This window comes from Nocardioides pacificus (genome assembly GCF_054775955.1).
Window position 1 is genome coordinate 393,270 of record NZ_BAAHCI010000015.1, and the last position, 16,866, is coordinate 410,135.

General features: G+C 71.8%; 16 protein-coding genes. 13 read left to right on the forward strand and 3 right to left on the reverse strand.

The window, feature by feature from the left end; genetic code table 11:
• Positions 1-80 precede the first annotated feature (80 nt).
• From ACYU7L_RS20425 to ACYU7L_RS20465, 9 genes are all read left to right on the forward strand, one after another.
• Positions 81-1,700: a succinic semialdehyde dehydrogenase gene (locus tag ACYU7L_RS20425; protein ID WP_460800414.1), complete on the forward strand. Its 1,620-nt coding sequence runs from the start codon at positions 81-83 to the stop codon at positions 1,698-1,700.
• Complete coding sequence (locus ACYU7L_RS20430) at positions 1,697-3,448, forward strand: GMC oxidoreductase (RefSeq protein WP_460800416.1); 1,752 nt, start codon at positions 1,697-1,699, stop codon at positions 3,446-3,448. The genes ACYU7L_RS20425 and ACYU7L_RS20430 overlap by 4 nt, the downstream gene beginning before the upstream one ends.
• Before the next feature lie 87 nt (positions 3,449-3,535).
• Positions 3,536-3,916 carry a hypothetical protein gene (locus tag ACYU7L_RS20435; protein WP_460800419.1) on the forward strand — a complete coding sequence of 127 codons (381 nt, stop codon included), beginning with the start codon at positions 3,536-3,538 and terminating at the stop codon, positions 3,914-3,916.
• A gap of 268 nt (positions 3,917-4,184) precedes the next feature.
• The gene (guaA, locus tag ACYU7L_RS20440; RefSeq protein WP_460800421.1) at positions 4,185-5,768 is read left to right on the forward strand and encodes a glutamine-hydrolyzing GMP synthase; all 1,584 of its coding nucleotides are present in this window, start codon (positions 4,185-4,187) and stop codon (positions 5,766-5,768) included.
• 185 nt (positions 5,769-5,953) lie between these two features.
• Complete coding sequence (gene paaA, locus ACYU7L_RS20445) at positions 5,954-6,979, forward strand: 1,2-phenylacetyl-CoA epoxidase subunit PaaA (protein WP_460800423.1); 1,026 nt, start codon at positions 5,954-5,956, stop codon at positions 6,977-6,979.
• On the forward strand, positions 6,972-7,253 hold the full coding sequence (gene paaB / locus ACYU7L_RS20450) for a 1,2-phenylacetyl-CoA epoxidase subunit PaaB (RefSeq protein ID WP_460800425.1): 282 nt from the start codon (positions 6,972-6,974) through the stop codon (positions 7,251-7,253). Before paaA ends, paaB begins: the two co-directional genes overlap by 8 nt.
• An 8-nt stretch (positions 7,254-7,261) precedes the next feature.
• On the forward strand, positions 7,262-8,272 hold the full coding sequence (gene paaC, locus ACYU7L_RS20455; RefSeq protein ID WP_460800427.1) for a 1,2-phenylacetyl-CoA epoxidase subunit PaaC: 1,011 nt from the start codon (positions 7,262-7,264) through the stop codon (positions 8,270-8,272).
• A gap of 2 nt (positions 8,273-8,274) precedes the next feature.
• Entirely contained in the window at positions 8,275-8,802 is a 528-nt protein-coding gene (paaD, locus tag ACYU7L_RS20460) for a 1,2-phenylacetyl-CoA epoxidase subunit PaaD (protein ID WP_460800428.1), read from the forward strand.
• Positions 8,802-9,956: a 2Fe-2S iron-sulfur cluster-binding protein gene (locus tag ACYU7L_RS20465; protein ID WP_460800431.1), complete on the forward strand. Its 1,155-nt coding sequence runs from the start codon at positions 8,802-8,804 to the stop codon at positions 9,954-9,956. The genes paaD and ACYU7L_RS20465 overlap by 1 nt, the downstream gene beginning before the upstream one ends.
• A 31-nt stretch (positions 9,957-9,987) precedes the next feature.
• On the opposite strand, the gene ACYU7L_RS20470 is transcribed toward ACYU7L_RS20465, so the two are convergent.
• The 3 genes from ACYU7L_RS20470 to ACYU7L_RS20480 all read right to left on the reverse strand — a co-directional run bounded on the left by ACYU7L_RS20470 (position 9,988) and on the right by ACYU7L_RS20480 (position 12,245).
• Positions 9,988-10,296: an EthD family reductase gene (locus tag ACYU7L_RS20470; RefSeq protein ID WP_460800433.1), complete on the reverse strand. Its 309-nt coding sequence runs from the start codon at positions 10,294-10,296 to the stop codon at positions 9,988-9,990.
• Between the two features lie 53 nt (positions 10,297-10,349).
• The gene (locus ACYU7L_RS20475) at positions 10,350-10,985 is read right to left on the reverse strand and encodes a TetR/AcrR family transcriptional regulator (RefSeq protein WP_460800436.1); all 636 of its coding nucleotides are present in this window, start codon (positions 10,983-10,985) and stop codon (positions 10,350-10,352) included.
• Positions 10,986-11,051: 66 nt separating this feature from the next.
• Positions 11,052-12,245: an ROK family protein gene (locus ACYU7L_RS20480; protein WP_460800438.1), complete on the reverse strand. Its 1,194-nt coding sequence runs from the start codon at positions 12,243-12,245 to the stop codon at positions 11,052-11,054.
• Positions 12,246-12,420: 175 nt separating this feature from the next.
• Between ACYU7L_RS20480 and ACYU7L_RS20485 the strand changes: the two genes are divergently transcribed.
• The 4 genes from ACYU7L_RS20485 to ACYU7L_RS20500 all read left to right on the forward strand — a co-directional run bounded on the left by ACYU7L_RS20485 (position 12,421) and on the right by ACYU7L_RS20500 (position 16,763).
• A complete protein-coding gene (locus ACYU7L_RS20485; protein WP_460800441.1) occupies positions 12,421-13,500 on the forward strand; it encodes a substrate-binding domain-containing protein in 1,080 nt (359 codons plus the stop codon).
• Complete coding sequence (locus ACYU7L_RS20490) at positions 13,500-14,321, forward strand: ATP-binding cassette domain-containing protein (protein WP_460800443.1); 822 nt, start codon at positions 13,500-13,502, stop codon at positions 14,319-14,321. The genes ACYU7L_RS20485 and ACYU7L_RS20490 overlap by 1 nt, the downstream gene beginning before the upstream one ends.
• On the forward strand, positions 14,314-15,564 hold the full coding sequence (locus tag ACYU7L_RS20495) for a sugar ABC transporter permease (RefSeq protein WP_460800445.1): 1,251 nt from the start codon (positions 14,314-14,316) through the stop codon (positions 15,562-15,564). Before ACYU7L_RS20490 ends, ACYU7L_RS20495 begins: the two co-directional genes overlap by 8 nt.
• A gap of 86 nt (positions 15,565-15,650) precedes the next feature.
• Positions 15,651-16,763 carry a substrate-binding domain-containing protein gene (locus tag ACYU7L_RS20500; RefSeq protein ID WP_460800447.1) on the forward strand — a complete coding sequence of 371 codons (1,113 nt, stop codon included), beginning with the start codon at positions 15,651-15,653 and terminating at the stop codon, positions 16,761-16,763.
• The last annotated feature ends 103 nt before the right edge of the window (positions 16,764-16,866 follow it).

Here is a 16,866-nt window from a genome sequence, read left to right on the forward strand (position 1 = left end):
CAGTGTGTCAAACCCGACACTCGGCCCCTGGGGGCTACCCGAGGGTAGTTTCGGAGACGGGCGTCACATACTCTCGGTACATGAGCGCCCAGAGCCCCCGGGGAAACGACCCGCTGCTGCACGGACCGGCCGACCCCGAGCACGACCCGACGGCGGCGTACGCCCTCGAGCCCGACTACGTCAACGCGCTGACCCGGCGCATCCTCTCCACCTCCGGAGAGACCAAGCCGGTCAGCTCCCCGCTGAGCGGTCAGCCGCTGGCGCACATCCCGCAGTCGAGCGACGCGGACGTCGAGGAGGCGTTCGTGCGTGCCCGCCGGGCCCAGGCGGCCTGGTCGCGCACCTCGGTGGAGGACCGGGAGGCGGCGCTGATGCGGCTGCACGACCTGGTGCTCGATCGCCAGGACGAGATCGTCGACCTGATCGTGCTGGAGTCCGGCAAGGCCCGCAAGCACGCCTTCGACGAGCCGATGCACATCGCGCTGACCGCGCGCTACTACGCCCGCACCTCCTCCGAGCACCTCGGCACCGAGCGTCGCCTCGGCGTCGTGCCCGGGCTCACCCGGGTCGAGGTCAACCACGTCGCCAAGGGTGTCGTCGGCATCATCTCGCCGTGGAACTACCCCTTCACGATGGCGCTGTGCGACGGCCTCCCCGCGCTGATGGCCGGCAACGCCGTCGTCTCCAAGCCCGACGCGCAGACGATGCTCTCCGCTCTGCTGGCCGCCCAGCTCCTGGAGGAGGCGGGCTTCCCGCCGGACCTGTGGCAGGTCGTGGCCGGTCCCGGCTCCCGGGTCGGCACCGGGATCATCGGACGCGCCGACTACGTCTGCTTCACCGGCTCCACCGCGACCGGCAAGCGCGTCGCCGCCCAGTGCGCCGAGCGGCTGATCGGCTGCTCGCTCGAGCTCGGCGGCAAGAACCCGCTGCTGGTGCTGCGCGACGCCGACCTCGAGAAGGCCGCCGAGGGCGCGGTGCGCGCCAGCTTCTCCAACGCGGGGCAGCTGTGCGTCTCGATGGAGCGGATGTTCGTCGCCGACCAGGTCTACGACCGCTTCGTGGAGCGGTTCGTCGCGCGCACCGAGGCGATGACGCTCGGCGCGAGCCTCGAGTGGGGCGTCGACATGGGCTCGCTGATCTCGCAGGAGCAGCTCGACGTCGTCCAGGCGCACGTGAACGACGCGGTGGCCAAGGGCGCTCGGGTGCTCGCCGGCGGCCGGGCCCGCCCCGACCTCGGCCCCTTCTTCTTCGAGCCGACCATCCTCGAGGGCGTCACCCCCGAGATGACCTGCTTCGGTGACGAGACCTTCGGGCCGGTCATCGCGCTCTACCGCTTCCACGACGAGGCCGACGCCGTCGCGCGCGCCAACGCGGGGGAGTACGGCCTCAACGCCTCGGTCTACAGCCGGGACACCAAGCGGGCCCGGGCGATCGCGCGCCACATCAAGTGCGGCACGGTCAACATCAACGAGGCCTTCGGAGCCACGTTCGCCAGCATCGACGCCCCGATGGGCGGCATGCGCCAGTCCGGCATGGGCCGCCGCCAGGGCAGCGAGGGCATCCTGCGCTACACCGAGACCCAGTCGGTGGCGGTGCAGCGGCTGATCCGCTTCGCGCCGATGCTCGGGATGTCCGACAGCACCTACGCCAAGGTGATGACGGCCAACCTGCGGCTGATGAAGAAGCTGGGTAGGGCGTGAGCAAGCACCAGAAGTTCGACTACGACGTCCTGATCATCGGCTCGGGCTTCGGCGGCTCGGTCTCGGCGCTGCGGCTCACCGAGAAGGGCTACAGGGTCGCGGTGCTCGAGGCCGGCGCGCGCTTCGAGGACAAGGACTTCGCCCGCAACTCGTGGGACCTCAAGCGCTGGCTCTACCTCCCCGAGGCGGGCTGCTACGGCATCCAGCGCATCGACGCGGTCAAGGACTGCGTGATCCTGGCCGGCGCCGGGGTCGGGGGTGGCTCTCTGGTCTATGCCAACACGCTCTACGAGCCCCGCGACCGCTTCTTCAACGACCCGGCCTGGGCCGGCATCACCGACTGGAAGTCCGAGCTGGCGCCCTTCTACGACCAGGCCAAGCGGATGCTCGGTGTGGTGCAGAACCCGCTCCACACGCCGTCGGACGAGGTGATGCTGCAGGTCGCCGAGGAGATGGGCGTGGCCGACACGTTCACCCCGACGCCGGTCGGGGTCTTCTTCGGCGGCCCGTCGGGTCCGGACGGCCCCGGTGGCGAGTCGGCGGCCGAGGCGTCGGGTGACACGGTGGCCGACCCCTACTTCGGCGGCGCCGGTCCGGAGCGTACGGCGTGCATCGGCTGCGGCGAGTGCATGACCGGCTGTCGCCACAACGCCAAGAACACCCTGGTGAAGAACTACCTCTACCTCGCCGAGCAGGCCGGCGCGGTCGTCCACCCGCTGACCACGGTCACCCGGGTTCGCCCGATGGCCGGCGGCGGCTATCGCGTCGACGCGCGCTGGACCAAGGCGAAGGCCTCGCGGCGCCGCGCCGTACGCACCTTCACCGCGGAGCAGGTGATCTTCTCCGCGGCCGCGCTCGGCACCCAGAAGCTGCTGCACAAGCTCAAGGCGACCGGCGACCTCCCGGAGATCTCCGACCGGCTGGGGCTGCTGACCCGCACCAACTCCGAGGCGATCCTCGGGGCGCTCGCACCGGACCTGTCGACCGACTACAGCCAGGGCGTGGCGATCACCTCGTCGTTCCACCCCGACGCCGACACCCACATCGAGCCGGTGCGCTACGGCAAGGGCTCCAACGCGATGGCGCTGCTGCAGACCGTGCTCACCGACGGCGACGGCCCGCTGCCGCGCTGGCGGGTCTGGCTCAAGGAGCTGTGGAAGGAGAAGCGCAACGTGCTGGGTCTCTACGACCTCAAGCACTGGTCGGAGCGCACGGTGATCGCGCTGGTCATGCAGACCCTCGACAACTCCATCAGCACCACCATCCGCCGGACGCCGATCGGCTGGCGCCTGACCTCCGAGCAGGGGCACGGCGCGCCCAACCCGACCTGGATCCCGGCGGCCAACGAGGCCGTCCGGCGGATGGCGCGGATCCTCAAGGGGACGCCGGGCGGCACCATCGGGGAGCCCTTCAACCGGCCGATGACCGCGCACTTCATCGGCGGCTGCACGATCGGCGCGACGCCGCGCACGGGAGTCGTGGACCCCTACCAGCGGATGCACAACTATCCCGGGCTGCACATCGTGGACGGCTCGACGATCTCGGCCAACCTCGGCGTGAACCCGTCGCTGACGATCACCGCCCAGGCCGAGCGGGCGATGGCGTTCTGGCCCAACAAGGGCGAGGCCGACCCCCGCCCCGAGCCCGGGGCGGCCTACCAGCGCGTCGACGCCGTCGAGCCGCGCTCGCCCGCCGTACCGCCCACCGCCCCCGGCGCCCTGCGGCTCCCCATCGTCGGCGTCAGCTGATCGCGACCCGTCACTGCCTCGACCATTTCCGCGGTGTGTCGCGGAGGCGGTGACGGGTCGGCGGGCGCGGCGCGGCAGGATGTCCCCATGCGCACCGCTCCGCACACCGACAAGGGCTTCCTCCTCGCGCTGGTGGGGGCGTTCGCCCTGCTCGCCGCTCTGACGCCCCTGGCGATGATGCTGGACGATCGCACCGACCGCGACCGCCCGATGTACGAGGACGTCAACCTGATGATGGAGCGCCAGGCGCGCCACGTCGTCCTGTACGGCGAGGGCGAGCCCGTCTCGCTCGACCCCGGCGAGAGCGTGACGGTGGCCGACAAGGACTTCACCACCTCCGACGGGGTCCGGCTGCGGGTCGTGGTGGGGGATCGCAAGGGCTACTGCGTGAGCGCCGAGAACGAGCACGGGAAGAGCACGGGCTGGCAGTGCTCGGAGGGCATGAAGGAGCCGGCGGAGGACGCCTGAGGACGGTGTGATCGGGGCCGATCCCGCCCCGGGCAAAGTATTTCTGCCCGCCCCGTAACCCGGGTTTCCAGACCTCGTTGAGCAGTCGGACCCGGCAGTCATGCTCCCTCCCACAAGCCGGGTCCGCTGTCCAAGCCCTGTCCTCAGTGGCGTGGACCGTCAGGGCCCGGCCACCCTCCCTCCCCGGCCGGGCCCTGATGCGCTTTCCGGGGCCGTTGCTCGATAGACTCGCCCGACCGCCGTACGCCGTCGAAAGGGCGCCTTGTCGATGTCCACCGTGACACCGCACGACCATGACCTCGTCCTCGTCGTGGACTTCGGGGCGCAGTACGCCCAGCTCATCGCCCGCCGGGTGCGCGAGGCGAAGGTCTACTCCGAGATCGTGCCGCACACGATGCCGGTGGCCGAGATGCTCGCCCGTGAGCCGAAGGCGATCATCCTGAGCGGTGGCCCGTCGTCGGTGTACGCCGAGGGCGCGCCGTCGATCGACCCGGCCATCTTCACCTCCGGGGTCCCGGCGTTCGGGATGTGCTACGGCTTCCAGCTGATGGCCAAGGGCCTGGGCGGCGAGGTCTCGCCGACCGGTGTGCGGGAGTACGGCCGCACCGAGGTCACCATCGGCGACGGCGGCACGCTGCTCGCCGACATCCCGGCAGCGCACCGGGTCTGGATGTCGCACGGCGACTCCGTGACCGCGGCGCCCGCCGGCTTCGACGTACTCGCCTCGACCGACGTCACCCCGGTCGCCGCCTTCGAGGACACCTCGCGCGGCCTGGCCGGCGTGCAGTGGCACCCGGAGGTGCTGCACAGCGAGCACGGCCAGCAGGTGCTGGAGCGCTTCCTCCTCGACATCGCCGGCTGCCGGCCCACCTGGACGATGGTCAACATCGTCGAGGAGCAGATCGAGTCCATCCGTGCGCAGGTCGGCGACGCCGGCCGCGCCATCTGCGGCCTCTCCGGGGGCGTCGACTCCGCGGTCGCCGCGGCGATGGTGCAGCGCGCGATCGGCGACCAGCTGACCTGCGTCTTCGTCGACCACGGGCTGCTGCGCAAGGGCGAGGCCGAGCAGGTCGAGCGCGACTTCGTCGCCGCCACCGGCGTCTCGCTGCACGTCGTCGATGCCGCGGAGACGTTCCTGCGGGCGCTCGCCGGGGTCACCGACCCCGAGGAGAAGCGCAAGATCATCGGCCGGGAGTTCATCCGCGCCTTCGAGGGCGCCGAGGCGGCCGTGCTGGGTGATGCGGCGGAGGCCGGCGACAAGGTCGCCTTCCTGGTGCAGGGCACGCTCTACCCCGACGTCGTGGAGTCCGGCGGCGGTGCCGGCACCTCCAACATCAAGTCCCACCACAACGTCGGCGGCCTGCCCGACGACCTCGAGTTCGAGCTGATCGAGCCGCTGCGCACGCTCTTCAAGGACGAGGTCCGCCTCGTCGGCGAGCAGCTCGGACTGCCGTCCGAGATCGTGTGGCGCCAGCCGTTCCCCGGCCCCGGCCTGGGCATCCGGATCATCGGCGAGGTCACCCAGGACCGTCTCGAGATCCTGCGCGACGCCGACGCCATCGCCCGCGAGGAGCTCACCCGCGCCGGCCTCGACCGCGACATCTGGCAGATGCCCGTCGTGCTCCTCGCCGACGTCCGCTCGGTCGGCGTCCAGGGCGACGGCCGCACCTACGGCCACCCCGTGGTGATCCGCCCGGTGACGTCCGAGGACGCGATGACCGCCGACTGGGCGCGGCTGCCGTACGACGTGCTGGAGCGGATCTCGACCCGGATCACCAACGAGGTGGCCGAGGTCAACCGGGTGACGCTGGACGTCACGTCGAAGCCGCCGGGCACGATCGAGTGGGAGTGACGCGCGCCGTCCGCGCGTCGTACTGACCACACAGAACCCCCACTTCCCACGTGATCCTTCGCGTGGGAAGTGGGGGTTTCGTGTGTTGACCGGGAAATCTGACAGGGCCGCCGCCGCCTTGCCCGCTGTTGTGACGCGTGCCACACTGATTACCGACCGAGCGGTCGGTAATGCAGGAGGGGTGCATGAGCGCAGGGACACAGGCCGAGCCTCGCCAGGCCGACGCAGCAGGGCTGCAGGCTGACTTCGACGCGATCATCGCGCGCGCCGAGCGCATCGAGCCCCGCGACTGGATGCCCGACGGCTATCGCCGCACGCTGGTGCGCCAGATGGCCCAGCACGCGCACTCCGAGATCATCGGGATGCAGCCGGAGGGCAACTGGCTGACCAGGGCGCCGTCGCTGCGCCGCAAGGCGATCCTGCTCGCCAAGGTGCAGGACGAGGCGGGACACGGGCTCTACCTCTACTCCGCGTGCGAGACGCTGGGCGTCTCGCGGGCAGAGCTCACGCAGATGCTGCTCGACGGACGGCAGAAGTACTCCTCCATCTTCAACTACCCGGCGCTGTCCTATGCCGACGTCGGCACGATCGGCTGGCTGGTGGACGGCGCGGCGATCTGCAACCAGGTGCCCCTGTGCCGCACGTCGTACGGGCCCTACGGCCGGGCGATGGTGCGGATCTGCAAGGAGGAGTCGTTCCACCAGCGGCAGGGCTTCGAGCTCTTGATGACGATGATGGGCGGGACCGACGATCAGCGCGCGATGGTGCAGGAGTCGGTGGACCGGTTCTGGTGGCCGGCGCTGATGATGTTCGGGCCCCCGGATGCGGACTCGCCCAACACCGCGCAGTCGATGGCGTGGGGGATCAAGCGCGACACCAACGACGACCTGCGCCAGCGGTTCGTCGACATGACCGTCCCGCAGGCCGCCGCGCTGGGCGTCACGCTGCCCGACCCCGACCTGCGGTGGAACGACGAGCGCGGCGCGCACGACTTCGGCCAGCCCGACTGGGACGAGTTCCGCGCCGTCGTCTCCGGCAACGGGCCCTGCAACGCGCAGCGCATCGCGCACCGCCAACACGCCCACGACGAGGGGGCATGGGTGCGGGAGGCGGCGAGCGCCTTCGCCCGCCGTACAGCCCAGGTCGCCGAGCCGTCACCGGCTCCGCGACACACCGAGGAAATGGTCGAGGGAGTGACGGGTCGTGGGTGAGTGGGCCTTGTACGAGGTGTTCGTGCGGGCGAAGCGGGGGCTGAACCACGTGCACGTGGGGTCGCTTCATGCCGCCGACGCGGAGATGGCGCTGCGGCACGCGCGCGACGTCTACACGCGGCGCAACGAGGGGGTCAGCGTGTGGGTGGTGCTGGCGAGCGACGTGACCGCGTCGAGCCCGGACGAGAAGGACCCGTTCTTCGCTCCGAGCGGGGACAAGGCCTATCGGCACCCGACGTTCTACGACGTCCCCGCAGACGTCCCGCACCTGTGAGGCCGACGATGGACGACGTCGAGGTGGCAGGACGCCAGCCGGTCGCGGACTCGGTGTACGACGGGCTCGTCGCCGGTGCCCCGGGGCACGTCGACTCGCCGGCCGACTCCTCATTGGCCGACTCCTCATTGGCCGACTCCGCCCACTGGGCCTTCGGCACCGGGTTCAGCGACCCCCTGGACGGCGTCGACACGACCGTGCCGGACGGGGTGGACCCGGGCGACCTGGCGACCTATGCGCTGATGCTCGGCGACGACGCGCTGGTCCACGCGCACCGGCTCTCGCAGTGGTGCAGCCGCGCGCCCGACCTGGAGGAGGACGTCGCGCTGGCCAACATCGCGCTCGACCTGCTCGGCCAGGCCAGGCTCCTGCTCAGCCGCGCCTGCGCCGCTGCCCCTGGGATCGTGCCCGACCTCGCACCCGGCCTGCCGGCCGCCTCGCCCGTGCCGGCGGAGGACGCGCTGGCGTTCTTCCGCGACCCGTCGGCCTTCCGCAACGTGCAGCTCGCCGAGGCGCCCAACGGCGACTTCGCAGCCACCGTGGTCCGGCTGGTGGTGCTGTCGACCTGGCGGCTGGCGCTGCTGCAGCGGCTGCGCGCGAGCGCCGACCCGGTGCTCGCGGCGGTGGCGGCCAAGGGCGTGCACGAGGTCGCCTACCACCGGGGGTACGCCGCGCGCTGGTGCGTCACGCTCGCCCTCGGCACCGACGAGTCGCGCCGCCGGCTCCTTGACGCTGTGGCGGAGGTCTGGCCGGCCCTCGGCGAGTTGCTCACCACGCACCCGGTCGAGGCTCGCGTGGCCGCCGCCGGCGTCGGTGTCGACCCCGCCGACCTGGCTGAGGAGGTGCACGCTGTGCTCGACGAGGTGCTGCGCGCTGCCGAGGTGGAGCGGCCGGCCACCGGGGAGCGCGTCGGCGCCGGGGGCCGGAGAGGGCGCGACGGAGCCCACACCGAGGCGCTCGGGCTGATGCTGGCCGAGATGCAGTCCGTGGCCCGGGCCCATCCGAGGGGGAGGTGGTGAGCATGACGACGACGATCGGGGAGGACCTCGAGCGCGCGGTCGCCGCGGCGCGCACCGTGGTCGACCCCGAGCTCCCGATGCTGACGCTCGCCGACCTGGGCGTGCTGCGAGCCGTCGAGGCCACCGCCTCGGGGCGGGTCGTGATCTCGCTCGCGCCGACCTGGAGCGGGTGCCCGGCGACCGACACGATGCGCGACGACCTGGTGCGCGTGCTGCGCGCGGCCGGCTTCGGCGACGTGGAGGTGCGGCTGGTGCTGGACCCGCCCTGGTCGACCGACGAGATCAGCGAGGAGGGGCGGCGCCGGCTGGCCGAGCACGGCGTGGCTCCGCCCGGCCGGGCGTCCTCCAGCGCATCCGCAGGCGGGGGCCCGGTGCCGCTCGTGCTGAGCGCCCCTCGGCGCGACGCGGCCTGCCCACGCTGCGGTGAGGCACGGACGGAGGCGCTCTCGGAGTTCGGGCCCACCCCGTGCACCTCGCTGCGGCGGTGCACCCACTGCCTCGAGGTGTTCGAGCACATGAAGGAGCGCTGATGACCGCGACGCCGACGCGCTCACCCGTGGTGGGACCGTGGCGGGCACGGGGCCGGTTCCACACCCTGCGCGTCGCCGAGGTCACCCGGCTGTGCGACGACGCGGCGGCGGTCACCTTCGACGTGCCGCCCGAGCTCGCCGACGACTATGCCTTCGCCCCCGGTGAGTCGCTGACCCTGCGCCGGCTCGTTCAGGGCCGACACGTTCAGGGCCGACACGGACAGGGGAGCGAGGAGCGCCGCAGCTACTCGATCTGCAGCGCCCCCGGCGAGCCCCTGCGGATCGGGGTCCGCGAGATCCCCGACGGCCTCTTCTCCCGCTGGCTGGTCCACGACCTCGCCCCCGGCGACGCGGTCGAGGTCGCGACGCCCACCGGCAGCTTCCGGGCCGACGCCGACCTCTCCGGGCGGCACCTCTTCGTCGCGGCCGGCTCGGGGATCACCCCCGTGCTGGCGATCCTCACCACGCTGCTGCGCAACGGCGGCAGTGCGACGCTGCTCTACGGCAACCGCACGACGGCGTCGGTGATGTTCGCCGAGGAGCTCGCCGACCTCAAGGACCGGCACGGTCCTCGCTTCGAGCTCGTGCACGTCCTCTCCCGCGAGCCCCGGGAGGTCGAGCTCTTCTCGGGACGCCTCGACGAGGCCCGGCTGCGACGGCTGCTCGAGGTGCTGGTCGGGCCGCAGGCGGTGGAGGACGCGTGGCTGTGCGGTCCGCTGGAGATGGTGGAGTCCGCCCGCGCCGTGCTGACGGCACCGGGCAAGGGGGCGGGCAGGGGAGCGTGGCTGGCGCCCGGGCGCGTCCACTCGGAGCTGTTCTTCGTCGACGAGCCCCCTCCCGCCGTACGACGCGACGCGGGGCCGGCGACCGACGCAGGGGGCAGCGAGGTCGAGGTGGTCCTCGACGGCCGGCGCACCACGGTCGCCGTGCCTGCCGGGGCGACGGTGCTCGAGGCGTCGCAGCTGGTCCGGGCCGACCTGCCGTTCGCCTGTCGCGGCGGCGTGTGCGGGACCTGCCGGGCGCGGCTCGTCGAGGGTGAGGTGGAGATGGCGCGCAACTACGCGCTCTCCGCCGAAGAGCTGGGGGCCGGCTTCGTGCTGACCTGTCAGTCCCGTCCCCGGACCGGGCGGGTCACGGTCGACTTCGACGCGTGACCCGCCGGCCCAGGACGACGGGACACCGAACCTAGGGCAGGTCGATGACCTCGACCTCGCCGGCGAACAGGATCGCCGGGGTCGCCAGGTTGACCCCGTCGACGGCGGCCGCCTGCATCTCGGGGGACGCCAGGCCCGCCCTCATCGCCTCGGCGTCGTCGAAGTCGAGCTCGCAGACCAGGTGCACGGTCTTCTCGCCGCCCAGCGGGCGTGGGCGGGTCACCGTGAGCTTGCGCAGGCCCTCGATCGGCGTCACCAGCGGCAGGTGCTTGTCGAGGTAGTAGCTGTCGAACGACTCGGGGTCGGTCGGCACGGAGTACTGGATCGTGAGTCGATACATGCGGTGCGGCTCCTCGTGGTGGGAATCAGGTGGCGGTGTAGCAGGTGGTGCGCTCAGGGGTGGGTGAGGCCGTCGAAGACCAGCGTCGTCACCGTCGCGGCCAGCGCCGCGACGTCCTCGCGGTCGCCGCGCGGGCGGTACCACTCCACCAGGGAGTTGACGGTGCCGAAGAGCAGGCGGCTGATCATCAGCGGTGCGATGTCGTCGCGCAGTGCCCCCTCGGCGACCGCGTCGCTCACCAGCCGGGCGAGCCGCTCGTCGATCTCACGTCGTCGCCGCAGCGCCTCGAGCTCCACCTCGCTGTTGCCGCGCACCCGCAGCAGGAGGGTGACGGCGGGCAGGTGGTCGGCCAGTGTCTCGACGCTGCGGGTCACCGCGGTGCGCAGCCGCTCGTACGCCGTGGCGGCGGGATCGTGGTGCGGGTGGGACGGGTCGGTCGCCTCGGCGAGCACGGTCTCGACGGCGTCCAGGGCCTCGTCGAGCGCGCGGGCGAGCAGATGGGTCTTGCTCGGGACGTGGTGATAGATCGTGGCCTTGGAGAGGCCGAGCTCGCGGGCCAGGTCGCTCATCGAGGTCGCGTCGTAGCCCTGGCGGTTGAACAGGGCGACGGCCTGAGCGAGAACCGTGTCGGGGTCGTGGCCGGGCCGTCCGCGGCGACGCGGGGCGCTCGCCGGCGCAGGGGTCGACATGCCGTGCAGCATCCCACATGGCCCAGCACCTGGCCCTGGGTCCCGCAGGGCGCCTCAGCCGACCGTTCAGTCCACCGCGGGGAGCAGCTCGGTGCGCTCGGCGGCGAGCAGCACCGCGCCGACGAGCGAGGCACGCTCACGCAGCGCGCTCGGCAGGACGGGGGTCGCGGCGACCGCGTCGAGGGCGTGGCGCCGCATCCCGATCCGCACCGACTCGAGCAGCAGGGCGCCGGCCCGGGCCAGGTCGCCGCCCACCACCACCACGTCGGGGTTGAGCAGGTTGACGACCGAGGCGAGGCCCCAGCCCAGGTGCAGGCCGGCGTCCTCGAGCGTGCGCAGGGCGGCCATGTTGCCGTCGCGGGCCGCCGCCAGGACGTCGTCGAGCGAGGCGCCGGGCAGCTGGCCGGACATCATCGCCAGCACCGTCTCGGTGGAGACGTAGGCCTCGAGGCAGCCGCGGCTCCCGCAGCGGCACACCGGCCCCTGGTCGTCGAGGGTGAGGTGACCGAGCTCGCCCGCGGTCCCCGCGCTGCCGTGGAACAGCCGGTTGTCGATGATGATCCCGGCGCCGACACCGGAGGAGATCTTCACGAACACCGAGGTGCCCAGCCCGCGGGCGACGCCGTAGCGGTGCTCCGCGAGGGCACCGAGGTTGGCGTCGTTCTCGACGTGGGCAGGCACGCCGAAGCGGGCGGAGGCTGCCTTGCGGGCGTCGATGCCGACCCACCCCGGCAGGATCGCGGAGGAGCGGACGACGTCGTCGGTGATGGGGGCGGGCAGCCCCAGCGCGACCGTCCGGATCTCGGCGCCGGGCCCCTCGTGCAGCTCGACCATCCGCTCCGCGAGCTCGGCGGCGAAGTCCAGGCCCGCGTCATAGCCGGTGGAGGGGTCGAGGGGGCGGCGGGTCTCGATGACGAGCTCGCCGCGCAGGTCGCCGATCGCCACTGCCACGTGGCTGTGGCCGACGTCGATGCCGACGACGAGGCCGGCCGAATGGGCGAGGGAGACGACGGCGCCGCGGCGACCGCTGCCGGGGGAGACGTCGAGCACGCCCGCCGCGGTGAGCTCGCGGACGATGTTGGACACGGTGGCGGGTGCCAGGCCGGTGAGACGGGCCAGCTCGGCCTGGGTGACGTCGTCGTCGCCGGGCGCGCGGATCTGGCGGAGCACGGAGAGCACCCGCTTCTGGTTGGCGGCCCGCAGGGCGCCGGTGGACCCAGGGGCCCGCTCACGCCGGTCGCCCTGCCGAAGTGCTGGCATGGGAGAACCATCGTGGATGCGGTGAACATTCGTCAAGCAATAGCGATTACCTCACGTTTGGTAGCGAACTAGACAGGTTTACGTTCAACACTTGACTGCAACGTGCGGCGGTGATCACACTCGAGTTACCAGCACGGGTCGTCGCCCGCGCGCCATCTTGACCGAGGAGATCCCCATGGCCATCACTCGCTACCGCTTCGCGGCACTCGCCGTCGCGGCACTCGTGGGCACCGCCGGCCTGTCTGCCTGCGGCGCCAACGACAGCACCTCCGGCGACGACGGCGAGGAGGGCAGCGGCGGCAAGACCATCGCGCTGCTGCTCCCCGAGTCCCAGACCACGCGCTACGAGGCCTTCGACAAGCCGCTGTTCGAGGCGAAGGTCGCCGAGCTGTGCGACGACTGCGAGGTCATCTACTTCAACGCCGACCAGGACAAGGACAAGCAGGCCCAGCAGGTCGACTCGGCGATCACGCAGGAGGCCGACGTCATCGTCCTCGACCCCGCCGACGGCGAGGCGGCCGCCAGCTCGGTGCGCGACGCGCAGGACGCCGACATCCCGGTCATCGCCTACGACCGCTTCATCGACGGCGCGGACTACTACATGTCCTTCGACAACGAGACCGTCGGCAAGATGCAGGCCGAGGCGCTCGTCGAGGCCGTCGGCGACAAGGGCGGCATCCTGATGCTCAACGGCTCGCCCACCGACCCCAACGCGGCGCAGTTCAAGGCCGGCGCGCACAGCGTGCTCGACGAGAGCGGCGTGCAGATCCTGGCGGAGTACGACAACCCCGACTGGAGCCCGGAGAACGCGCAGAAGTTCACCACCGACCAGCTCACCAAGCTCGGGGCCGACAAGGTCGCCGGCGTCTACGCCGCCAACGACGGCCAGGCCGGCGGCGTGGTCGCCGCGCTGACCGGTGCCGGTGTCGCCGAGGACGCCCTGCCGCCGATCACCGGTCAGGACGCCGAGCTCGCCGCGATCCAGCGGATCGTGGCCGGCCAGCAGTCGATGACGATCTACAAGCCCATCCCCGTCGAGGCCGAGAAGGCCGCCGAGGTCGCGGTAGCGCTCGTCAACGGCGAGGACGTGGGGGAGACCACGGACTACGAGGGCGTCGCGTCGTTCATCTTCGACCCGATCGCCGTGACCCAGGACAACGTCAACGACACGATCATCGCTGACGGGTTCTACTCGGTCGAGGACATCTGCACCGCCGACTACGCCGAGGCATGCAAGGCCGCCGGCCTCCAGTGATGACGTCGCTCACCAAGGGTGGCGCCGCGGGCGCTCCGGTCAGGGAGTCGGTTCTCTCCCTGACCGGGGTGCACAAGCGGTTCGGGGCCGTCCAAGCACTGACCGACGTCGACTTCGACGTCGCCGCGGGCGAGGTCGTCGCCCTGGTCGGCGACAACGGGGCCGGCAAGTCCACGCTCGTCAAGGTGATCGCCGGGGTCTACCAGGCCGACGAGGGCCAGATGGTCTTCGGTGGCAAGCCGGTGCACGTCTCGGGGCCCAGCCAGGCCCAGGCCCTCGGCATCGCCACCGTCTTCCAGGACCTGGCCCTGTGCGACAACCTCGACGTCGTGGCCAACCTGTTCCTCGGGCAGGAGCGCTCCGCAGCCGGCCTGCTCGACGAGGTGGAGATGGAGAAGGAGGCGTGGCGCCTGCTGCGCACCCTCTCCGCCAAGATCCCCTCGGTCCGAATCCCGATCGCCTCGCTGTCCGGTGGCCAGCGCCAGACCGTCGCCATCGCGCGCAGTCTGGTCGGTAAGCCCCAGGTGGTCATCCTCGACGAGCCGACCGCCGCCCTGGGCGTCGCCCAGACGGCGGAGGTGCTCAACCTCGTCGAGCGCCTGCGCGAGACCGGGCTCGGCGTCATCCTCGTCAGCCACAACATGGCCGACGTCCAGGCCGTCGCCGACCGGATCGTCGTCCTGCGACTGGGCCGCAACGCGGCCGAGTTCCGCACGGAGGACGTCACGACCGAGAAGCTGGTCGCAGCGATCACCGGGGCCTCGGACAACGTCGTCGCCACTCGCGCCCACCGCCGTACCCCCGGAGAAGACCATGGCTGACCAGCTGACCGAATCCTCACCCGTCGCGGCAGACCTGGCCGACGAGCGGCTGATCCAGGACAAGGGCTTCGCGGGCTACGCGCGGTCGTCGCTGAGCAAGCTGCGCACCGGCGAGCTCGGCGTGCTGCCCGTCGTGCTCGGCCTGATCCTGATCAGCCTGGTCTTCTATGCGATGGAGCCGGTCTTCCTCTCCTCGCGCAACCTGGTGAGCATCACCCAGTTCGCGGCTCCGGTGGGGGTCATCTCCCTGGGCATCGTGCTGGTGCTGCTCCTGGGGGAGATCGACCTCTCCGTCGGCTCCACGAGCGGCTTCGCCGCCGCCGTGATGGCGGTGCTCGTCGTGGAGAAGGGCTACTCGATCACCGTCGGGATCCTGGCGGCGCTCGCCGTGGGCCTGACGATCGGGGCGCTCTACGCGGTGCTCTACAACAAGATCGGTGTGCCCAGCTTCGTCTTCTCGCTGGCCGGGCTGCTCGCCTTCCAGGGCATGCTGCTCTATGTCCTGGGCGCCAACGGCACGATCAACCTGCAGGACAACTACCTCATCGAGTTCACGCGCTACCGCTACGTCGGCGATGCGCTCTCCTACGTGCTGGTGGCGCTGGTGACGCTGGCCTATGCCGGCAGCCAGCTCTGGACGCTGCGCACCCGCCAGCGAGCGGGGCTGTCCACCCAGTGGGTGCCGCTGATCGCGGTCAAGACCGTGCTGATGGCCGTGGGTCTCGGCCTGCTGACCTACTACCTCAACATCGACCGCGGCTGGGGCTACCTCTGGCTGTTCTTCGTGCTGCTGGTGGTCTTGATGGACATCGCGCTGCGGCGCACCCGCTGGGGGCGTCACCTCTTCGCCGTCGGCGGCAACGTCGAGGCGGCGCGCCGCTCCGGGATCAAGGTGGGGCGGGTCTACTTCACCGCCTTCGCCGGCTGCTCGACCCTCGCGGCCGTCGGGGGGCTGCTCGCGGCTGCCCAGGTCACCTCGGTGTCGCAGGGCAGCGGCACCGGTGACACCAACCTCACCGCGATCGCCGCGGCGGTCATCGGCGGGACCAGCCTCTTCGGCGGCCGCGGATCGTCGTACGCCGCCATGCTCGGCATCGTCGTGCTGATCGGGATCCAGAACGGCCTCAACCTGCTCGGGGTCGACTCGTCGGTGCGGTTCATGGTCACCGGCGGCGTGCTGCTCCTCGCTGTGGCGATCGACTCGGTGTCGCGCCGGGCCCGCTCCTCGAGCGGACGCGGGTAGGGCTGCACCCCGGCCAGGGCGCGCGTGGGATCATCTCCCGGTGATCGGCTCCACTACCCGCGCCCTGGTCGGATGAGGCACCCCCTATGAGATGGGGTCCCTCCGCCGCCCTGGCAGGACTGCTGACCGTCGCCCTCGTGGGCGGCGGTCTGGCGGGCTGTCAGGAGGACCCGGACCGGCGCACGATCGCCCTGCTGCTCGGCAGCGGCTCGGCGAGCCGCTGGGAGGAGATCGACGAGCCCACGATCCGAGCCCGGGTCGAGGAGGCCTGCGACGGCTGCCAGCTGGTCGTGCGCAGTGCCGAGGGGGACGCGCCACGTCAGGCCGACCAGCTCGACGAGGTGCTGGACGACGGGGCCGCCGTCGTCATCCTCAACGCGGTCGACCCGGCCGGCGCAGAGGAGCTGGTCGAGCGGGCCGGCTCGGTCCCCGTCGTCGCCTACGACCGCTTCGTCGCCGGGGCCGACTGGTTCGTCGGCGTGGATGCCGCGGCGGTCGGCCGGATGCAGGGGGCGGCGGTCGTGCGCGCCCTGGGCGGCCGGGGCAGAGCCCTGGTCGTCAACGGCGCCACCGGTGACCCCAACGCCGCCGCGAGCGCGCTCGCCGCCCGCGCCGTGCTCGACGAGAGCGGGATCCGGGTCCGCGCCAAGCTCGACCCGCGCACCGGAGAGGCCGCCGAGGCCGGTGACTGGGTCACCGAGCAGCTGGCCCCCGGCCGGGATCCGCTCGGCGGGGTCGGCGCGATCCTGGTCGCCGGCGACGTCCAGGCCGGAGGGGTCGTCGATGCGCTGCGCGCCGCCAAGCTGCCGGCCGCAGCCTGGCCCGTGATCACCGGTCAGGACGCCGAGCTGGAGGCGGTGCGCCGGATCGTGCGCGGCGAGCAGCTGATGACGGTCCTCAAGCCGATCGTCGCCGAGGCCGAGCGGGCCGCGGACATCGCGGTGCACCTGATCACGCAGGACGGGGACGCCGGCGAGGACCCGGAAGCGGGTAAGAGCGAGGAAGCCGACCCGGACGACGAGGACAGCGCGGTCTCCGGTGCCGAGGACTACGAGGGCGTGCCGTCGTTCGTGCTGGAGCCGGTGGGCATCACCCTGATGAACCTGACCGACACCGTGGTGCGCCAGGGGATCCACTCGATCGAGGAGATCTGCGACGCGGCCACGATGCCGCGGTGCGTCGCGCTGGGCATCGCCTAGACACCTCGGGGTGGGGCTCGCCCGGCCCTCCCGGATGCACCAGGGCTTTCCCTGATGCAGCCGGGGCCTCGCGTCGTACAGACTGGGGCCACTGCAGTCGACG